This is a genomic window from Streptomyces sp. NRRL S-1813, assembly GCF_000719605.1.
GTDB lineage: Bacteria > Actinomycetota > Actinomycetes > Streptomycetales > Streptomycetaceae > Streptomyces > Streptomyces decoyicus.
The window spans coordinates 223,698-241,078 of the sequence record NZ_JOHB01000012.1 but is presented as its reverse complement, the minus strand read 5'-3'; the positions used below and the strand labels follow the sequence as shown (position 1 = coordinate 241,078).

General features: G+C 72.5%; 17 protein-coding genes, 1 pseudogene and 1 riboswitch. Of the genes and pseudogenes, 4 read left to right on the top strand and 14 right to left on the bottom strand.

Features of this window, described 5'->3' with window-relative positions; genetic code table 11:
- The first annotated feature begins 15 nt into the window (after positions 1 to 15).
- Both IF67_RS0119690 and IF67_RS0119685 read left to right on the top strand, forming a co-directional pair.
- Positions 16 to 600 (top strand): uridine kinase family protein, encoded by a 585-nt coding sequence (locus tag IF67_RS0119690; protein ID WP_030987410.1) that lies wholly within the window; start codon positions 16 to 18, stop codon positions 598 to 600.
- Between the two features lie 475 nt (positions 601 to 1,075).
- On the top strand, positions 1,076 to 2,971 hold the full coding sequence (locus tag IF67_RS0119685) for an AAA family ATPase (RefSeq protein WP_030987408.1): 1,896 nt from the start codon (positions 1,076 to 1,078) through the stop codon (positions 2,969 to 2,971).
- Between the two features lie 77 nt (positions 2,972 to 3,048).
- Here the strand turns inward: IF67_RS0119685 and IF67_RS45010 are convergent, their stop codons facing one another.
- From IF67_RS45010 to ribD, 12 genes and pseudogenes are all read right to left on the bottom strand, one after another.
- On the bottom strand, positions 3,049 to 3,276 hold the full coding sequence (locus IF67_RS45010) for a hypothetical protein (RefSeq protein WP_051818267.1): 228 nt from the start codon (positions 3,274 to 3,276) through the stop codon (positions 3,049 to 3,051).
- 98 nt (positions 3,277 to 3,374) lie between these two features.
- Positions 3,375 to 3,947, bottom strand: a pseudogene (locus tag IF67_RS46300) (serine hydrolase domain-containing protein); the annotation flags it as partial.
- A gap of 117 nt (positions 3,948 to 4,064) precedes the next feature.
- The gene (locus IF67_RS0119675; protein WP_030987403.1) at positions 4,065 to 5,192 is read right to left on the bottom strand and encodes a hemolysin family protein; all 1,128 of its coding nucleotides are present in this window, start codon (positions 5,190 to 5,192) and stop codon (positions 4,065 to 4,067) included.
- Positions 5,189 to 6,562: a hemolysin family protein gene (locus IF67_RS0119670; protein ID WP_030987401.1), complete on the bottom strand. Its 1,374-nt coding sequence runs from the start codon at positions 6,560 to 6,562 to the stop codon at positions 5,189 to 5,191. The genes IF67_RS0119675 and IF67_RS0119670 overlap by 4 nt, the downstream gene beginning before the upstream one ends.
- A gap of 174 nt (positions 6,563 to 6,736) precedes the next feature.
- Positions 6,737 to 7,189 (bottom strand): PH domain-containing protein, encoded by a 453-nt coding sequence (locus IF67_RS0119665; protein ID WP_030987398.1) that lies wholly within the window; start codon positions 7,187 to 7,189, stop codon positions 6,737 to 6,739.
- A gap of 58 nt (positions 7,190 to 7,247) precedes the next feature.
- On the bottom strand, positions 7,248 to 8,096 hold the full coding sequence (hisG, locus tag IF67_RS0119660) for an ATP phosphoribosyltransferase (protein WP_030080817.1): 849 nt from the start codon (positions 8,094 to 8,096) through the stop codon (positions 7,248 to 7,250).
- 54 nt (positions 8,097 to 8,150) lie between these two features.
- Positions 8,151 to 8,423, bottom strand: a complete 273-nt coding sequence (locus IF67_RS0119655) for a phosphoribosyl-ATP diphosphatase (RefSeq protein WP_030080818.1) — start codon at positions 8,421 to 8,423, stop codon at positions 8,151 to 8,153.
- An 82-nt stretch (positions 8,424 to 8,505) separates the two neighbouring features.
- The gene (gene ribH / locus IF67_RS0119650) at positions 8,506 to 8,991 is read right to left on the bottom strand and encodes a 6,7-dimethyl-8-ribityllumazine synthase (RefSeq protein WP_030987396.1); all 486 of its coding nucleotides are present in this window, start codon (positions 8,989 to 8,991) and stop codon (positions 8,506 to 8,508) included.
- Between the two features lie 80 nt (positions 8,992 to 9,071).
- Positions 9,072 to 10,442 (bottom strand): bifunctional 3,4-dihydroxy-2-butanone-4-phosphate synthase/GTP cyclohydrolase II, encoded by a 1,371-nt coding sequence (locus IF67_RS0119645; protein WP_030987394.1) that lies wholly within the window; start codon positions 10,440 to 10,442, stop codon positions 9,072 to 9,074.
- Positions 10,439 to 11,092, bottom strand: coding sequence for a nicotinamide mononucleotide transporter family protein (locus tag IF67_RS0119640; protein ID WP_030987392.1), 654 nt, complete (start codon positions 11,090 to 11,092; stop codon positions 10,439 to 10,441). The genes IF67_RS0119645 and IF67_RS0119640 overlap by 4 nt, the downstream gene beginning before the upstream one ends.
- Positions 11,089 to 11,724, bottom strand: a complete 636-nt coding sequence (locus IF67_RS0119635; RefSeq protein WP_030987391.1) for a riboflavin synthase — start codon at positions 11,722 to 11,724, stop codon at positions 11,089 to 11,091. The genes IF67_RS0119640 and IF67_RS0119635 overlap by 4 nt, the downstream gene beginning before the upstream one ends.
- 1 nt (position 11,725) lies before the next feature.
- On the bottom strand, positions 11,726 to 12,853 hold the full coding sequence (gene ribD, locus IF67_RS0119630) for a bifunctional diaminohydroxyphosphoribosylaminopyrimidine deaminase/5-amino-6-(5-phosphoribosylamino)uracil reductase RibD (RefSeq protein WP_030987389.1): 1,128 nt from the start codon (positions 12,851 to 12,853) through the stop codon (positions 11,726 to 11,728).
- Between the two features lie 150 nt (positions 12,854 to 13,003).
- Positions 13,004 to 13,134, bottom strand: a riboswitch (FMN riboswitch).
- A 174-nt stretch (positions 13,135 to 13,308) separates the two neighbouring features.
- Here ribD and IF67_RS0119625 point away from each other — a divergent pair.
- Positions 13,309 to 14,079 carry an SDR family oxidoreductase gene (locus tag IF67_RS0119625; protein WP_030987387.1) on the top strand — a complete coding sequence of 257 codons (771 nt, stop codon included), beginning with the start codon at positions 13,309 to 13,311 and terminating at the stop codon, positions 14,077 to 14,079.
- Positions 14,080 to 14,285: 206 nt separating this feature from the next.
- Here the strand turns inward: IF67_RS0119625 and IF67_RS0119620 are convergent, their stop codons facing one another.
- Positions 14,286 to 15,551 carry an ROK family transcriptional regulator gene (locus IF67_RS0119620; protein ID WP_030987385.1) on the bottom strand — a complete coding sequence of 422 codons (1,266 nt, stop codon included), beginning with the start codon at positions 15,549 to 15,551 and terminating at the stop codon, positions 14,286 to 14,288.
- A 70-nt stretch (positions 15,552 to 15,621) separates the two neighbouring features.
- Here IF67_RS0119620 and IF67_RS0119615 point away from each other — a divergent pair, with 70 nt between their 5' ends.
- On the top strand, positions 15,622 to 16,848 hold the full coding sequence (locus IF67_RS0119615; protein ID WP_030987383.1) for an MFS transporter: 1,227 nt from the start codon (positions 15,622 to 15,624) through the stop codon (positions 16,846 to 16,848).
- Between the two features lie 17 nt (positions 16,849 to 16,865).
- Here IF67_RS0119615 and IF67_RS0119610 read toward each other — a convergent pair whose 3' ends face one another.
- Entirely contained in the window at positions 16,866 to 17,354 is a 489-nt protein-coding gene (locus tag IF67_RS0119610; protein WP_030987381.1) for an acyl-CoA thioesterase, read from the bottom strand.
- Positions 17,355 to 17,381: the final 27 nt, after the last annotated feature.

Genomic DNA, 17,381 nt, shown 5'->3' with positions numbered 1-17,381 from the left:
GCGTACGCTGGCGCAATGGATCGCGATCTGGCTCCGCTCGCCGCCCGGCTGCGCGCCCTGCCGCCCTCCTGCGGGCCGGTGCGGCTGATCGCGGTGGACGGGCACGCGGGGTCGGGCAAGAGCACGTTCGCCGGTCGGCTGGCCGATGCGCTGGGCGGTGCGCCGGTGGTGCACACCGACGATCTCGCCACCCATGAGGAACTGTTCGCCTGGAGCGAGCGGTTCGCCGCCCAGGTGCTGGGTCCGCTGTCCCGGGGCGAGACGGCGCGGTACGGCGTCTACGACTGGGTGCGCGGCGAGTTCACCGAGGAGCGTGCGCTGGCGCCCGCGCCGCTGGTGCTGGTCGAAGGCGTGGGCGTGGGGCGGCGGGCACTGCGGCCCTCGTTGGCGTGCCTGCTGTGGATGGAACTGGCGAGCGAGCATTCCTGGGAAAGAGGACAACTCCGGGACGGACCAGGGCTCTCCGCCTTCTGGAGTGGCTGGATTCCGGCGGAGCGCGCGCACTTCAAGGCGGACCCTTCGCGTCCGTATGCCGATTTCCTGGTGCACCAGGAACAGAAGGGGTACGAGGTGCTCATGGGACCTTCCGCGGCGCCGTGACGGGCCCCGCATTTCACGCTCTGTGACGGACAGCGGCCGAGTGGTCGAACGGCGCCGACAGGGTCCCGCCGAGTGCCCCAACTCGGCTTGACCTGGGGGCCGTACAGGACTTACGTTCTCAATGTGCGGTTCTACGGACCGCCCGCAGATGCGAAGCCCCCGGTTGTTCCCCCGTGATCGGGGGCTTCGTTCTGTGCTAAATCACCTCTTGCCGCCGCTCGGCGCCGCCTCTCCCTCACCCTGGGTCACCGCATTCTTCGCGCCGCCGTGCCGCACCCCGTCTTCCGTTCTTGCCCCGTACCGCCCTCTACGGCCTGCGCCGATCCCGCGGGTACGATGCGAGTCTGTGCCATCGCAGGCCAGGACCGATATGCGCGCGGAGCCGGTCAACTCCCGCCTGCCGTACGCCGGTTCACGAAGCCTCGGCCGGCACGCGCCCGGCGGTACTCGGGGGGACGTTTTGTGGGGGGACGGGATGGATGTCGGCACTCAGGGTTCGCCCGCCCCGGCCGAGCTCGCCTGGCTGCGCGCGGTGGACGCCTACACCGTGGGCGCCTATCCGCAGGCGGAGGAGGAGTTCCGGGCCGCGGTGCGACTCGACCCGTCGATGGCCGACGCCTGGCTCGGTCTGCACGCCCTGCGCGCCGACACCTCCATAGCGCTGCTGCGGATGCACCGCCACCGCGACCGTTTCGGTGACATGCGCGCCCGCCACCGACGCACCCTCAACTCCTGGTACTGGCTGGGCTGGTGGGTGCAGCCGGTGCTGGAGACCGGCCGTGATCTGCTGCTCGCCCACGCCTCCCACTGGCTCGACGGCCGTCATGTCGCCGAGCTGGACCAGGCGCTGGCCGGCTGCCCGCCGGTCGACACCGACCCCCAGGTGCGCTTTCTGCACGCCTGCCGCGCCTATCTCGTCAAGGACTGGGACCAGCTCGTACGGCACACCGAGCCGCTGCTCGCCGATCCGGTACTGGGCATCGAGGCCGGGCTGTTCGGCGGTATGGCGCGGGTACGGCTGGAGATGTACGGGCAGGCCGAGCCGCTGCTGTCGGCCGCGTTGATGCGCTGCCGCAGCGAACAGCCGCAGCGCAAGGAGCTGCGCTACTGGCTCGCCCGCGCCCACGAGGGCACCGGCCGCAGCGCCGCGGCGCTCCCCCTCTACCGCGCGGTGCACCGCGTCGACCCGGCGTTCATGGACACCGCGGCACGGCTCGCCGCCATCGCGGAGGGGGACGGCCTGGACGAGGGCGCCGATCTCGCGACGGTCTCCGCGTCCGGCTTCGGCCAGGAGGCCGGCGGCGATCTGGCCCCGCTCGATCCGGTCGACGGCCGTGAGCTGCTGGTGACCGGCGAGGCGGACGGGCCCGACGACGAGGTGGGCCCCGCCCCGGCCGGGACCGATGCCGCGGCCCGGGTCAAGGCGACGGCGCCGGTGCCACGCGGCGCCGAACGGCTGCCCGCCGGGCCCGCCGATCCGGTGCTGCTGGAGAAGGCCCTGGCGGAGCTGGAGCGGATGGTCGGCATGGAGCCGGTCAAACGGCAGGTGCGCGCGCTGTCGGCCCAGCTGCGGATGGCGCGGCTGCGGGCGAGCCAGGGCCTGCCGGTCCAGCCGCCGAAACGACACTTCGTCTTCTCCGGCCCGTCCGGCACCGGCAAGACGACCGTGGCCCGGATACTGGGGCGGGTCTTCTACGCCCTGGGGCTCCTGGGCGGCGATCATCTCGTGGAGGCCCAACGGTCCGATCTGGTCGGCGAGTTCCTGGGCCAGACCGCCGTCAAGGCCAATGAGCTGATCGACTCGGCGCTGGGCGGGGTGCTGTTCGTCGACGAGGCGTACAGCCTGTCCAACTCCGGCTACAGCAAGGGCGACGCCTACGGCGACGAGGCACTTCAGGTGCTGCTCAAGCGCGCCGAGGACAACCGCGACCGCCTCGTCGTCATCCTGGCCGGCTACCCCGAGGGCATGGACCGGCTGCTGGCCACCAACCCCGGCCTGTCGTCCCGCTTCACCAGCCGCGTCGACTTCCCCAGCTACCGGCCGCTGGAGCTGACGGCGATCGGTGAGGTACTGGCCGCCGAGAACGGCGATTGCTGGGACGAGGAGTCCCGCGACGAGCTGTGCAGCATCAGCGGCCATGTCGTCGACCAGGGCTGGATCGACGAGCTGGGCAACGGCCGTTTTCTGCGCACCCTCTATGAGAAGAGCTGCGCCTACCGCGATCTGCGGCTGTCCACCTGGCACGGCACCCCCACCCGCGACGACCTCGCCACCCTCCGGCTGCCCGACCTGATGCAGGCGTACGGCGAGGTCCTCTCGGGCCGCGGCCCGGACGTCCAGGGGCCGCCGCCTAAGGGGCTGGATCTCTAGGGGTGTCTCCCCGAGGCGCCTGGCCCGCGGGCTCCCCTCAGCTGTGCAGCGGGACCGTGAGACGCACCCCCGGCAGATCACTTTGTCCGGGCCCCGGAGTTCCCGTCGCCGCCGGCGTGGGAGAAGGCGGCTTGCACGATGCGGAGTACGTACGGCATCTCGCTGCTGTCCGGTGGAGCCGTGTAGTTGAAGGAGTAGACGAGGCGGCGGCCTCCGCCGGGGGCGGCGAATACGGCGTTGGTGTAGCCGGGCTCCGTGCCGGTCTTGCCCCAGAGCACGGTGTGGTCCGGGAGGGTGACACGCATGATCCCGCCCGCGCTGAAGCAGGGCACTCCCTCTGTACGCGGCCCGGCTGGGACTTCGGCGGCTGTCGCAGCGCCGCGCCGACCACCTCGGCAGGTGTCCAGGACCGGAACCGGTGCCCGACGAACCATTCGTTCGTGCCGTCTCCGGCGAGCGCGGCCTCGGCGGGTGGCAGGCCACTCGTGTGGGCGAGGAGCTGTCGGATCGTCACGTCCTTGAAGGCGGCCGGGATCAGGTCGGGCAGCCGGGGCCGGGCGGGGGCATCGAGGTCCACACGGCCCTCGGCGGCGAGCTGGAGCAGGACCGTGGCAGTGAAGACCTTCGAGATGCTGCCGATGCGGAAGTACGAGCGGGGGTTGACGGGTGCGCGGGTCGCGATGTCCGCCACTCCCGCGGTGCCGGCCCAGGCTCCCCCCGGGCCGCGGACCTGGAGCAGAGCGCCGGTCACCGCGCGCTCCGGCAGCCCGGTGATGGACGCGCGCAGTGCCGCGGGGTCGAGTGGTGGCAGCGGGGCGGCTGCCGTCGTCCGGTCAGCGGCGGATACGGTGGGAACGGGTGTGGCGAGGACGGGTGTGGCGGGGGCGGCAGCCGCGAGGGCACATGCGGCCGTTAACGACACGGCGGCCGCCACCGGCCCTCGGCGCCAATGAGCTGTTTTCCGTAATGCCTTCATGCCTGCGAGCTTGCCGCTCCGCGTTGATGCAGGGCATCAGGGACGACCCCTGACCGGTCCCGGAACCGGGCCGGGGATCTCCCTGATGCCGCCCCCGAAGCAAGGCGCCCGCCCGCCTCAGCGCGCCATGGCAGGACCCTCGGCCGGCAGCGTTGCCTCCTCACGGGGCTCCCTGACCCGGTCGCCCGCGCCTCTGCGGTCGCGGGCGGCGGGGGCCCGGCGGTGGGCCGGGTCGCGTACCTCGCCGACCAGCATCTCCAGGACGTCCTCCAGTGCGACCAGGCCGAGTACCCGGCCGGTCGCGTCGGCGACCGCCGCCAGATGGGAGGCGGCCCGGCGCATCGCCGTCAGGGCGTCGTCCAGAGGAAGTTCGGCGCGCAGCGTCGTCATCGGATGCCAGATGCGCTGGGGCACCGCGCGGTCGCGTTCCTCCAGGTCGAGGACGTCCTTGACGTGGAGATAGCCCATGTACGCGCCGCCGGGGGCGCACACCGGGAAGCGGGAGTAGCCGGTCCGTACGGTCAGCTCCTCCACCTGGCGGGGGGTCACGGTCGGCTCGACGGTGACCAGTCCCGCCCGGTCGAGGAGGACGTCCGTGACGGGCCGGCTGCCCAGTTCGAGGACGTCGGAGAGCTGTTCCTGTTCGGCCGGGTCGAGCAGGCCCGCCTGGCCCGAGTCCTCGACGAGATGGGTCAGCTGCTCACTGGTGAAGACCGCCTCCACCTCGTCCTTCGGCTCCACTCGGAAGAGCCGCAGCACCCCGCGGGCGCAGGCGCCGAGCAGCGCGGTCACCGGACGGCACAGCCGGGCGAAGGCGACGAGGCCGGGGCTGAACCACAGGGCGGTCTTCTCGGGCGCCGCCATCGCCAGGTTCTTCGGGACCATCTCGCCGATGACGAGGTGGAGGAAGACCACCACCGCCAGGGCGACGACATAGCCCAGCGGGTGGACGAGCGCCGCGGGGAGACGGACGGCCTCGAAGACCGGCTCCAGGAGGTGCGCGACGGTCGGCTCGGCGACCGCGCCGAGCGTGAGGGAGCAGACGGTGATGCCGAACTGGGCGGCGGCCATCATCTGCGGGAGGTTCTCCAGCCCGTGCAGCACCTGCCGGGCCCGGGTCGAGCCTTCGGTCGCCAGTGGTTCGATCTGGCTGCGGCGTACGGAGACCAGGGCGAACTCGGCGCCGACGAAGAAGCCGTTGGCGAGCACGAGCAGCACCGCGAAGAGCAGTTGGGCCAGTGTCATCGGGCCACCTCCGCGCCCACCACGACGGGCTCACGGGGCGCCTCGGGGACCGCGGGCGCCGTGACGGTGGCGGTCCGTACGAGCCTTATCCGCTCGGCGCGGTGGTGCGACACCAGCCGCACCCGCAGCCGCCAGCCGTCGAGTTCCGCGATATCGCCGGGGGCCGGGATCCGGCCGAGTATGTGTGCCACCAGTCCTGCCACCGTCTCGTACGGTCCTTCCGGGGCGTCCAGGCCGATCCGCCGCAGGGTGTCCACCCGGCAGCCGCCGTCGGCGTCCCAGGCGGGGCGGCCCTCCTCGGGCGGGGCCTGGCCCAGTTCGGGCAGGTCCACACCGTCGTGCTCGTCGCGGACCTCGCCGACGAGCTCCTCGATGATGTCCTCCAGGGTGACCACACCGGCCGTGCCGCCGTACTCGTCGACGACCACCGCTATCGGCTGTTCCCTGCGCAGCCGCTCCAGCAGCGGCTGCACGGGCAGGGTCTCGGGCACCAGCAGCGGCGGCACCGCGATCCGTGCCGCCGGGATGCGCAGCCGGTCGTGCGCCGGGACGGCCAGCGCGTCCTTGAGGTGCACCATGCCGACGATCTCGTCGAGGCGGGTGTGGTAGACGGGGAAACGGGAGAGTCCGGTGGCGCGGGTCAGGTTGACCACGTCCTCGGCGGTCGCGGACGCCTGGAGGGCGCTCACCCGTACGCGCGGAGTCATCACGTTCTCCGCGGTCAGGTCGCCCAGCGAGAGGGTGCGGACGAACAGGTCCGCGGTGTCCTGCTCCAGGGCGCCGGCGCGGGCGGAGTGCCGGGCGAGCGAGACCAGTTCGCCGGGCGTGCGGGCGGAGGCCAGCTCGTCGGTCGGCTCCACGCCCAGGGCGCGCACCAGACGGTTGGCGACGGTGTTCAGCAGGGTGATCACCGGCCGGAAGAACCGGGAGAAGGCCTGCTGGGGACCGGCGACGACACGGGCGACGGACAGTGGCTTGGAGACCGCCCAGTTCTTCGGCACCAGCTCCCCGACGACCATCTGGACCGCGGAGGCCAGCAGCATGCCGATGACGACGGCGGTGCCGGGGACCGCACCCGCGGGCAGGCCGGTGGCGGCCAGCGGGCCGGACAGCAGCTCGGCCAGCGCGGGCTCGGCGAGCATACCGACCACCAACGAGGTGATCGTGATGCCCAGTTGGGTGCCGGACAGCTGGAAGGAGAGTTCCCGCAGGGCGGAGACGACGGTGGGGGCGCGGCGGTCGCCGTCGGCGGCGGCCCGTTCGGCATCCGCCTTCTCGACGGTGACGAGTCCGAACTCGGCGGCGACGAAGAAACCGTTGGCCAGGATCAGGACGAGAGCCGCAGCGAGCAGCAGCAGGGGGCCGGTCATGCCGCCGCCTCCGTGGTATGCGGGGGTTGGGGAGGGGCGGCGCAGGTACTACAGGACGATCCGTCCATTGCCGGAGGGAGTCACTCCTCGGGTCGCGGTGGGCCCACTGAGGGGCAGGGCGCAGGGTGCGCCCCGGAGAACAGAGTAAACAGCGGGAGCCTGATTAGGGCAGGCTCAACCGGCCGTGTGGTCGACAGCACCGTGCTTCTCGGTGAGGTCGCGCAGCGCGCGGGCGTCCCGGATGGCCTGGTCCTTGGCGATGCCGGGCTGGATGCCCATCGCGGGCAGGCTGGTGCCGTCGGCGAGGTCGAGATGGACCCAGGGGTCGCCTTCCCGGAGGTTGACGCGCAGCACCTGGGCCCAGGCCAGTTCGCGCCTGGTGGTGAGGTTGATCACCGTGACGCCCTCCTGCCGCGCCACCACCTTGGGGCGGCTGAGCAGCAGGAGGACGGCGAGCACCAGCAGTCCGGTGACGATGAAGCTCAGCCGCTCGCCGCCGCTCAGCTTCGGCAGCAGCAGCGCGATCGCGGTGAGGGCGGCGAGCTGGGCGATGCCGACGGTGTACAGGACGACCCGGGTGCGGGTCGGCCGGAAGGTCACCGGGAGGCTGGGCAGGGGCGCGGACACGTCGTGGGTCTTCCGTCGGGGGGTGAAGCGGTGGGTACGGGTGGTCGGCGGCTGCCGGTCACAGCCGGCAGGCGTGGATGCCGGTGGTCAGGATCGCGCGGGCGCCGAGGTCGTAGAGCTCGTCCATGATGCGCTGGGCGTCCTTGGACGGGACCATCGAGCGGACCGCGACCCAGCCCTCGTGGTGCAGCGGGGAGACGGTCGGCGACTCCAGGCCCGGGGTGAGGCCGACGGCCTTCTCGACGTGCTCGACCCGGATGTCGTAATCCATCATCACGTACCGGCGGGCCACCAGGACGCCCTGCATACGGCGCAGGAACTGGCGCACCTTCGGGTCGTCGTCCGGCGCGCCGGTGCCGCGGATGACCACGGCCTCGGACTTCAGGATGGGCTCGCCGATGATCTCCAGCCCGGCGTTGCGCAGGGTGGTGCCGGTCTCCACGACATCCGCGATGATCTCGGCGACGCCGAGCTGGATGGCGGTCTCCACGGCGCCGTCGAGGTGGACGACGGAGGCGTCCACGCCGTTGTCGGCGAGGTGCTGCCGGACCAGGCCGGAGAACGAGGTGGCGATCGTCATGCCGCCGAACTCGGTGACGTCCTTGGCGGTACCCGGGCGGGTGGCGTAGCGGAACGTCGAGCCGGCGAAGCCGAGCTGGAGGATCTCCTCGGCCGGCGAGCCGGAGTCCAGCAGCAGGTCACGGCCGGTGATGCCGATGTCGAGCTTGCCGGAGCCGACGTAGACCGCGATGTCGCGCGGCCGCAGGAAGAAGAACTCGACCTCGTTCTCGGCGTCGACCAGGACCAGTTCCCTGCGGTCCTTGCGCTGGCGGTACCCGGCCTCATGGAGCATCGCCGACGCAGGCTCGGACAGTGAACCCTTGTTGGGGACAGCGATGCGCAGCATGAGAGCGATTTCCTTTGCAGCTAAGGGGTGTTGCGGTGGGTGCAGGGGGGTGGATCAGAGGTGGGCGTAGACGTCGTCGAGCGAGATGCCCTTGGCGACCATCATGACCTGGAGGTGGTAGAGGAGCTGGGAGATTTCCTCGGCGGCGGCCTCGTCGGACTCGTACTCGGCGGCCATCCACACCTCGGCGGCCTCCTCGACGACCTTCTTGCCGATCGTATGGACACCGGCCTGCACCAGCTCGGCGGTACGGGAGGTGGCGGGGTCGCCCGTGGCGGCCTTCTTCTGGAGCTCGGAGAAGAGCTCCTCGAACGTCTTCTTGGACATGATGGTGACTACCCTACGCGGAGATGAGACCGCGGCGCGCAGCGCCTCGGCCGAAGCGAGCCGACGGGTGACGGGCGGGCTGTCAGCGCCAGGGCTCGGACACCGTGCGCAGGGTCGCGGCGGTCGCGACCGCGGCGGTGACCGCTTCGTGGCCCTTGTCCTCGGTGGATCCTTCGAGGCCGGCCCGGTCGAGCGCCTGCTGCTCGGTGTCGCAGGTCAGCACGCCGAAGCCGACCGGTACGCCGGTGTCCACCGACACCTGGGTCAGGCCCTGGGTGACGCCCTGGCAGACGTAGTCGAAGTGGGGGGTGCCCCCCTTGATGACCACGCCGAGGGCGACCACCGCGTCGTAGCCGCGGCCGGCCAGCACCTTGGCGACGACCGGGAGCTCGAAGGCGCCGGGCACCCGCAGCAGGGTGGGCTCGTCGATGCCGAGCTCGGTCAGGGCGCGCAGCGCGCCGTCCACGAGGCCGTTCATCACCTGCTCGTGCCATTGCGCCGCGATGACGGCCACCCGCAGGTCGCCGCAGCTCTTCACGGTCAGTTCGGGTGCGCCCTTGCCGCTCATGGTTCTCCTCTTACGGGTGATGGTGCCGGTCTTACGGGTGGTGGCGTGGTGCCGGGTGGTGCTGACGTGGTGCCGGGTGGCTACTGGTTGTCGCAGGTGGTGGCGCCAGGGGGCGCGGCGTCGGCCGCTCCGGTGGTGGGGGCCTCCCCTGCTCGTGCCGAGGGGGGAACGGTGCCCGTACCGGGGTCCAGCCAGGGCAGGTCGTGCCCCATCCGGTCCCGCTTGGTGCGCAGATACCGCAGATTGTGTTCACCGGCCTTGACGGGCATCGGCTCGCGGCCGGTGACGCGCAGGCCGTGCCGCACCAGGGCGGTGGTCTTCTCGGGGTTGTTGGTCATCAGGCGCAGCGAGCGCACGCCGAGGTCCCGGAGCATCTGCGCGCCGGCGGCGTAGTCGCGGGAATCGGCGGGCAGGCCCAGTTCGAGGTTGGCGTCGAGGGTGTCGCGGCCGCGCTCCTGGAGTTCGTACGCGCGCAGCTTGGAGAGCAACCCGATGCCGCGGCCCTCGTGGCCACGGAGGTAGATCACCACGCCGCGGCCGGCTTCGCTGATCTGCTTCAGCGAGGCCTCCAGCTGGGGGCCGCAGTCGCAGCGCAGCGAGTGGAAGATATCGCCGGTCAGGCACTCGGAGTGCACCCTGACCAGGACGTCCTCGCCGTCGCCGAGCTCGCCGGCGACCAGCGCGATGTGCTCGACGCCGTCGACGGTGGAGCGGTAGCCGTACGCGGTGAATTCGCCGTGTGCGGTGGGCAGCCGGGTCTCGGCCTCGCGGCGGACGGTGGGCTCGGACGACTGCCGGTAGGCGATCAGGTCCTCGATGGAGATGATGGACAGTCCGTGCTTGCGGGCGAACGGCACCAGCTCCGGCAGCCGCAGCATCGTGCCGTCCTCGCCCGCGATCTCCACGATGGCGGCGGCCGGGCGCAGTCCGGCCAGCCGGGCCAGGTCGACACCGGCCTCGGTGTGGCCGTTGCGGACCAGCACCCCGCCGGGCCGGGCGCGCAGCGGGAAGATGTGGCCGGGCCGGACGAAGTCGCCGGCGGCCGATTCCCCGGAGGCGAGCAGCCGCAGGGTGGTGGCGCGGTCGGCCGCGGAGATGCCGGTGCTGACGCCGTGCGCCGCGGTGGCGTCGACGGAGACGGTGAAGGCGGTCCGCATCGACTCGGTGTTGTGCTCGACCATCTGCGGGAGTTCCAGCCGGTCCAGCTCCGGGCCCTCCATGGGGGCGCAGATCAGGCCGCGGCACTCGCTCATCATGAAGGCGACGATCTCGGGGGTGGCCTTCTCCGCGGCGACCACGAGGTCGCCCTCGTTCTCGCGGTTCTCGTCGTCCACGACGACGACGGGACGGCCGGCGGCGATATCGGCGATGGCCTGCTCGACGGGATCGAGCGCCAGGGAACCCGTCTCGTCGGCGTTCTCGGTGTCGTACCAGCTCTTGAGGGCGGTCATGCCGCTGCTCCTTCCAGGACGGTGCGGTCGGCGGCGCGCGAGCGCAGCCACCAGTCGCGCATGCCCCACACGACGAGGGCGAGATAGACGACGTAGACGAGGCCGGAGAAGACGAGCCCGCTGCTGAAGGCGAGCGGGACGCCGACGACGTCGACCAGCAGCCAGGCGAACCAGAACTCGACCAGACCACGAGCCTGGGCGACCATCGCGGCGAGCGTGCCGACGAAGATGTAGGCGTCCGGCCAGGGGTTCCAGGACAGCTGCGGGATCAGGGTGAACAGGGTGCCGACGGCCGCGGTGCCCAGGGCGGTGCCGCCCAGCAGCAGCATCCGCTCGCGCCGGCCGGCGAAGCGTACGGCGATCGAGCCGTCCTGCGCCTGCTGCCGGCCGCGCTGCCACTGCCGCCAGCCCCACAACGCCACGCCGATGACGAGGAGTTGCTTGCCGACCCCGCCGCTGAGGTGGGCGGAGGCGTAGGCGGCGACGAGGATCACGCCGGAGAGGAACTGGGCGGGCCAGGTCCAGATGGAGCGCCGCCAGCCGAGCGCCAGGGCGGCCAGACCGATGGTGTTGCCGATCATGTCCGACCAGATGACGTGCTGCCCGAAGGCCGTGAAGGCCTGGCCGTTCAGCGTATCGAGGACGCTCACCGTTCCATCTCCTTGATTTCCTCGAGGTCCTGGAGATCGGCGGAACCCCGGCCGAGCAGCCGCTCGACGTACTTGGCGAGGACGTCGACCTCGAGGTTGACGGGGTCGCCGGCCTTCTTGATGCCCAGGGTGGTCAGGTCGAGGGTGGTGGGGATGAGGCTGATGGTGAAGTAGTCGTCCCCGGCGTCGACCACGGTCAGGCTGACGCCGTCGACGGTGATGGAGCCCTTCTCGACGACATAGCGGGACAGCGCGGCCGGCAGCGCGACCTTGACGATCTCCCAGTGCTCACCGGGGATGCGCTCGACGATGGTCCCCGTCCCGTCGACATGGCCCTGGACGAGGTGTCCGCCCAGCCGCCCGCCGAGCGCCATCGGGCGCTCCAGGTTGACCCGCGAGCCGGCGGCCAGCGCACCGAGGCTGGAGCGGTTCAGGGTCTCGGCCATCACATCGGCGGTGAATTCACCGTCGGCGGTGTCCACGACCGTCAGACAGACGCCGTTGACGGCGATCGAGTCACCGTGCTTGGCGTCCTCGGTGACGACGGGGCCGCGCAGCCGGAAGCGGGAGGAATCACCGAGGTTCTCCACGGCGACGACCTCACCCAGTTCTTCGACGATTCCGGTGAACACTTCAGTTCTCCTCGTGGAGGGCGTGGCGGATGGGGGTGGCGGTGATGCGCAGGTCGGGTCCGAGCCGTGCGGTGTCGGTCACGTCGAGCCGCAACGCCTGGGCGATGGTGGTGATTCCGGCGTCGCCGACGGCGGCCGGTCCGGCGCCGAGCAGCACCGGGGCGAGATAGCCGACGACCTTGTCGACGGCCTGGGCGGCGAGGAAGGCCCCGGCGAGCGTGGGACCGCCTTCGAGCAGGACCGAGCGCACCTCGCGCTCGTACAGGGCCTGGAGCAGTGCGGGGATGTGCAGCCCGCGGCCGTCGGCGGCGCGCGGCAGCCGGACGATCGGGGCGAGGCCTTCGAGGTGGCCGGCGTCGGCGTCCTCGGCGACCGCGATCAGCGTGGGCGCGGAGCCGTCCAGGACGCGGGCGCCGGCCTTGACGGCGGTGGCGCCGGAGTCGACGACGACCCGCAGCGGCTGGCTGATCTCGTCGTCGGCCAGTCCGCTGATCCGGGCGCCGAGCTGCGGGTCGTCGGCGCGGGCGGTGCCGGAGCCGACGATGACGGCGTCCGCGGCGGCCCGCAGCCGGTGCACATCGGCGCGCGACTGCGGCGAGGTGATCCAGCGGCTGGTGCCGTCGGCGGCGGCGATCCGGCCGTCGAGGGTGGCGGCGTACTTCCACAGGACGAAGGGGCGGCGGCGCAGGACCGAGGTCAGCCAGGCCTCGTTGCCGGCGGCGGCCTCGTCGGCGAGCAGTCCGCCCTCGACGTCGATCCCGGCGTCGGCCAGGGTGACGGCGCCGCCGGTGGCGGCCGGGTTGGGGTCGGAGACGGCGTAGACGACGCGGACGATCCCGGCGTCGATCAGCGCCTGGGCGCAGGGGCCCGTGCGGCCGGTGTGGTTGCAGGGTTCGAGGGTGACCAGTGCGGTGCCGCCCCGGGCCCGCTCGCCCGCGGCGCGCAGGGCATGGACCTCGGCGTGCGGCCCGCCGGCCCGCTGATGCCAGCCCTCGCCCACCGTGCGGCCCGCGGAGTCCAGGACGACACAGCCGACCACGGGGTTGGGGCTGGTGTGCCCGAGGCCGCGCGCGGCGAGCTCAATGGCTCGGCGCATCGCCGCGGTCTCTACGGGGGCTGCGGTGGCCACCGGGTCCTCCTGCCGCTCAGGGCACGGACTCCGGGGCTGTCTGGATGACAGAAAGCGGAACAACACCACGGGAACACCACGACCGGAAAGGAAGACCCGTCCGGAAAAAACCGGACGCGCCGCCGACGGCGGTGTACCGAAGCTGGCCCGCCGCGCACTGCCTCCCATCCGGACTTTCACCGTCGGTGCAGGAATTTCACCTGCTCAACCGGCCGCTGGCTGCGGACGGGTCGCGGACTGTTACCGCCGGTTCGGAATTACACCGACCCCGGAGTGCGCTGCTGCTTCTTATGTCAGTACAGCTTCAGTCTGCCACGCCCGGTAGTCGCCCATGCGGGCGAAGCGCTGTGGGCTGCCTCACAGCACCCCCGGCGCGCCGCCTGTCACAGCGGCCGCACGTCATTCGTCATAGCGGGAAAGAACCCGCTCCTCACCCTCTCAAGGACTGATCCGCGATGGCGACAATTCTGGTGACCGGCGGCACGGGCACACTCGGGCGGCCCCTGGTCGACCGGCTGCTCGACAAGGGCCATGACGTCCGTTCGCTCAGCCGGCGGCCGCACACCGGCACGGCGCGCCCGCGGCCGCGGTCGTACGCGGTCGATCTGCGCGACGGCACGGGCCTGGCCGAGGCGGTGACGGGCGTGGACGTGATCGTGCACTGTGCCTCGACACCGGCCGGCGGTGACGCGGAGGCGGCCGGGCAGCTCGTGGCGGCGGCGAAGGCGGCGGGGGTCCCGCACCTGGTGTACATCTCGATCGTCGGCGTGGACCGGGTCCCGATCGGCTACTACCGCACCAAGCTCGCGGTGGAGCGCCTGATCGAGGACTCCGGTATCGGCTGGACGGTGCTGCGGACGACGCAGTTCCACCATCTCGTGCTCGACGTGATCAAGGCGGGTGCCCGGTCGCCGGTGCTCCCGCTGCCGACGGGCGTACGGGTGCAGCCGGTCGAGGTGCGCGAAGTCGCCGCCCGGCTGGCCGAGTTGGCGGCCGGGGAGCCGGCCGGGCGGGTCACGGACCTGGGCGGCCCCGAGGTGCTGGACGCCCGCGAGCTCGTACGGGCCACGCTGGAGGCGGGCGGGCGTCGCCGGCTGGTGCTGCCGCTGTGGCTGCCGGGCGCCGCGGCCGCGGCACTGCGCCGCGGCGGGAACCTCACTCCGGAACACGCCGACGGCCGGCGGACCTACGCCGAGTTCCTCGCGGAGCGGGCGGGTGGGGGCTGAGGGGCGGGTGCGGGACGGGTGAGGGGCCGGGGGGCTGACTGGGGGCATGGCCTGACCGGGAGCGTGGGCCCGCGGACGCGTGAGGGGCGTCAACGCGCTCCCGTTCACGTACCGTCGGAATACCCGCCCATCCCCAGCACGTTGTGGCCCGCAAGGGGAGCCCGCACCCCCTACGGGATCTGTTCCCACCCCCCTGAAGGGATGCCTCAGGGACGGGAGGACACCCCCGGCCCCGCGGCCCCGAACAGCTCGTTCTGAGCGGCGTCCCGTGCGGCGAGTACGGCGCCGCGCAGCACCGCCCGCCCGCCGAGCGCCCCCGCGCGTACGTCGGTGCGCAGCGGGGAGAGCCGGGCCAGATGCCCGGCGACCCGTCCGGCGAGTTCCTCGCCGCCGCCGCTGCCGATCTCCCCGCCGAGGACGACACAGCCGGGGTCGAGCACGGCGCACACCGCCGCCACGCCGAGGGCGATCCGTGCGGCCAGCGCGTCGAGGAAGGCGGCACCGGCGCCGCCGACGGCCACCGCGGCCCGTACGACCGCTTCGGCGGGCGGGGCGTCGGTGTCGGGTGAGGGCGCGTCCGCCGCGGCGGGACCGGCGCCGGCCTCGGCGGGCAGGCCGTGCTGCGCCGCGAGTGCGCAGATCGCGGCGGAGCCGGCCAGGGAGTGGAAGCCGCCGTCGCAGCCGCTCGCGGAGGGCAGCGCAGCGGTGCCGGGGACCGGCAGAAAGCCGATCTCGCCGGTGCCGCCCGAGGCGCCGCGCCGCAGCATGCCGTCCAGTACGACCGCGGCGCCGGTGCCATGGCCGAGCCAGAGCAGGACGAAGGTGTCGTGGTCGCGGGCGGCCCCGTCGCGCTGCTCGGCGATGGCGGCGAGGTTGACCTCGTTCTCCAGCAGGACCGGTACGGCCCGCCGCGCGCGCAGCTCGCCGGCCAGCGCGACATGCCAGGACGGGATCCAGTCGGTGCCACCAAGCCGCCCGGTGGCCGGGTCGACCAGGCCGGGGGCGCCGACGGCGATGGTGTGCGGATGCGGGGCGCCCGCCGCGGCGAGGGCCTTGTCCAGGCCGGCGAGCGCGGCGGCGACGGCCGCGCCGGGCGTGTCGTCCGGGCCGATGGGGACGGTGCGCTCGGCGCGCACCTCGCCCAGGAGGTCGGCGACCGCGACGGTGACGCTGTGCGTGCGCAGATCGAGGCCGACGAGATGAGCCCGGTCGGCGACGATCCCGTAGAGCCGGGCGTTGGGTCCGCGCCGCTGTGCGCCGCTCTCGCCGACCACGGTGATCAGCCCGGCCTCCTGGAGGCGTTCGACGAGGTCCGCCACGGTCGGCCGGGACAGACCGGTCAGTGTTTTCAACTGACCTGCCGTCAGAGCACCCTCGGATTGCAGGAGTTGCAGCGCCAGGCGGTCGTTGATCAGCCGTGCGGTGGTCGGGGAGGCGGTGCGGCCGGCGGCCACCGTGCGCGGTGCGTCCATGGCGGGAGTCTTTCATCCGGTCGGGCCAACGCCCTTATTATCAGGCAGGGTTCCTGATAATTTACCGCCCATGGCTGGCAACGGTGTCCCCCATAACGTCCTCCCACCCTCGAACAGCGAGCTGCGCCGCGCACGATGGGCCGTTGCCCTGGTGTTCCTCGTCCATGGCTCGGTCACCGGTAACTTCGCGACCCGCATCCCCTGGATCCAGGACCACACCGGCATCTCAGCGGGTCAGCTCGGCCTGGCCCTCGCCTTTCCCGCAATCGGCGCATCCCTGGCGATGCCGCTGGCCGGCCGGATCAGCCACCGCTTCGGCGCCCGCACCGCCCTGCGCGGTCTGCTCGCCCTGTGGACCCTGTCGCTGCTCCTGCCCGCCCTCTCCCCGGGCCTGTACGCGCTGTGCCCGGCACTGCTGCTGTACGGCGCGACCTCCGGGATGTCGGACGTCGCGATGAACGCACTGGGGGTGGAGACCGAGGACCGGCTCGGTAAGCCGATCATGTCGGGGCTGCACGGCATGTGGAGCGCGGGCGCCCTGCTCGGCTCGGCGGCCGGCACCGTCGCCGCGCACGCCGAGTGGGACGCCCGGCTCCATCTGGCCGGTGCCGCGCTCGTGCTGACCCTGCTCGGTGCGCTCGCCTGCCGGGGCGTCCTGGATCTGCGCAGCCCCGAAGAGCATCCGCCGCCGCGCTTCGCGCTGCCGCCGAAGTCGGCGCTGATCATCGGGGCGATAGGTTTCTGCGCGGTCTTCGCGGAGGGCGCCGGCCTGGACTGGTCGGCGGTCTACCTCCGCGACGAGTTGGGCACCGACGCGGGCCTGGCGGCCGCGTCGACCACCGCCTTCGCCTGCACGATGACCGTCGCCCGGCTGGCCGGCGACAAGGTGGTGGCCCGCTTCGGCGCGGTGCACACGGTGCGGGCCGGCGGGGTACTGGCGGCGGCCGGCGGCCTGTTGATCGTCCTCGCGCGGCATCCGGCCATGGCGATGGGCGGGTTCGGCCTGATGGGCCTCGGCATCGCGGTGGTCGTCCCACTGTCCTTCGCGGCCGCCGGGCGCAGCGGTCCCGCGCCCAGCCAGGCAATCGCGGGTGTCGCCACGATCACCTACACCTCCGGGCTGATCGCACCCTCCGCCATCGGCGGTATCGCCCAGGCGACCTCGCTGACGATGTCGTTCGTGCTGGTGACGACGCTGGCGTGCGGGCTGGTGGTGGGTGCGCGGGTGCTGCGGGTGCCGAGCCGTACGGCCTCCGGCAGCGCCCCCGCGGTGGCCGGCGATCTGGAGCGGTCCTAGCCCGCTCCCCCGACGGCTCAGGCCGCGTCCGCCTCCGTGCCCGCGTCCGTCTCCTCCGGGCGGAGGAGCTGGGCGGCGACGCTCCGGGCGCGGTCGGACCACGGTGTGGGGCGCAGCGTCTGCGCGTCGACGCGGACCAGCACCCGGTGGCCGTGGGCGTAGGTCTCGGTGCCGTCGGCCGAGCAGAGCCGGAAGCCGTAGGTGAGGCCGGTGCGGCCGAGGCGTGCGACCCACAGGTGCGCCGCATAGCGGCCGGGGCGGGTGACCGAACGCTCGTAGGAGATGTGCATCTCCTTGATGACGTTGCACATGTCACCCGCGGCGGACCAGTCGCCGTCGAAGCCGAAGCCCTGCCCGTGCCAGTACTCCGCCCAGGCGCGTTCGACCAGCAGCGGGTAGCGGGAGTTGTGGAGCATGCCGAGCGCGTCGAGGTCGTCGAAGTGGACGGTGACGGGGACCAGTTCGCCGTACGGGACGGTGGCGGTCTGGAGGGTTTCGACACTCACGGGTGGTGCTCCTGGGGTCGGGGTGCG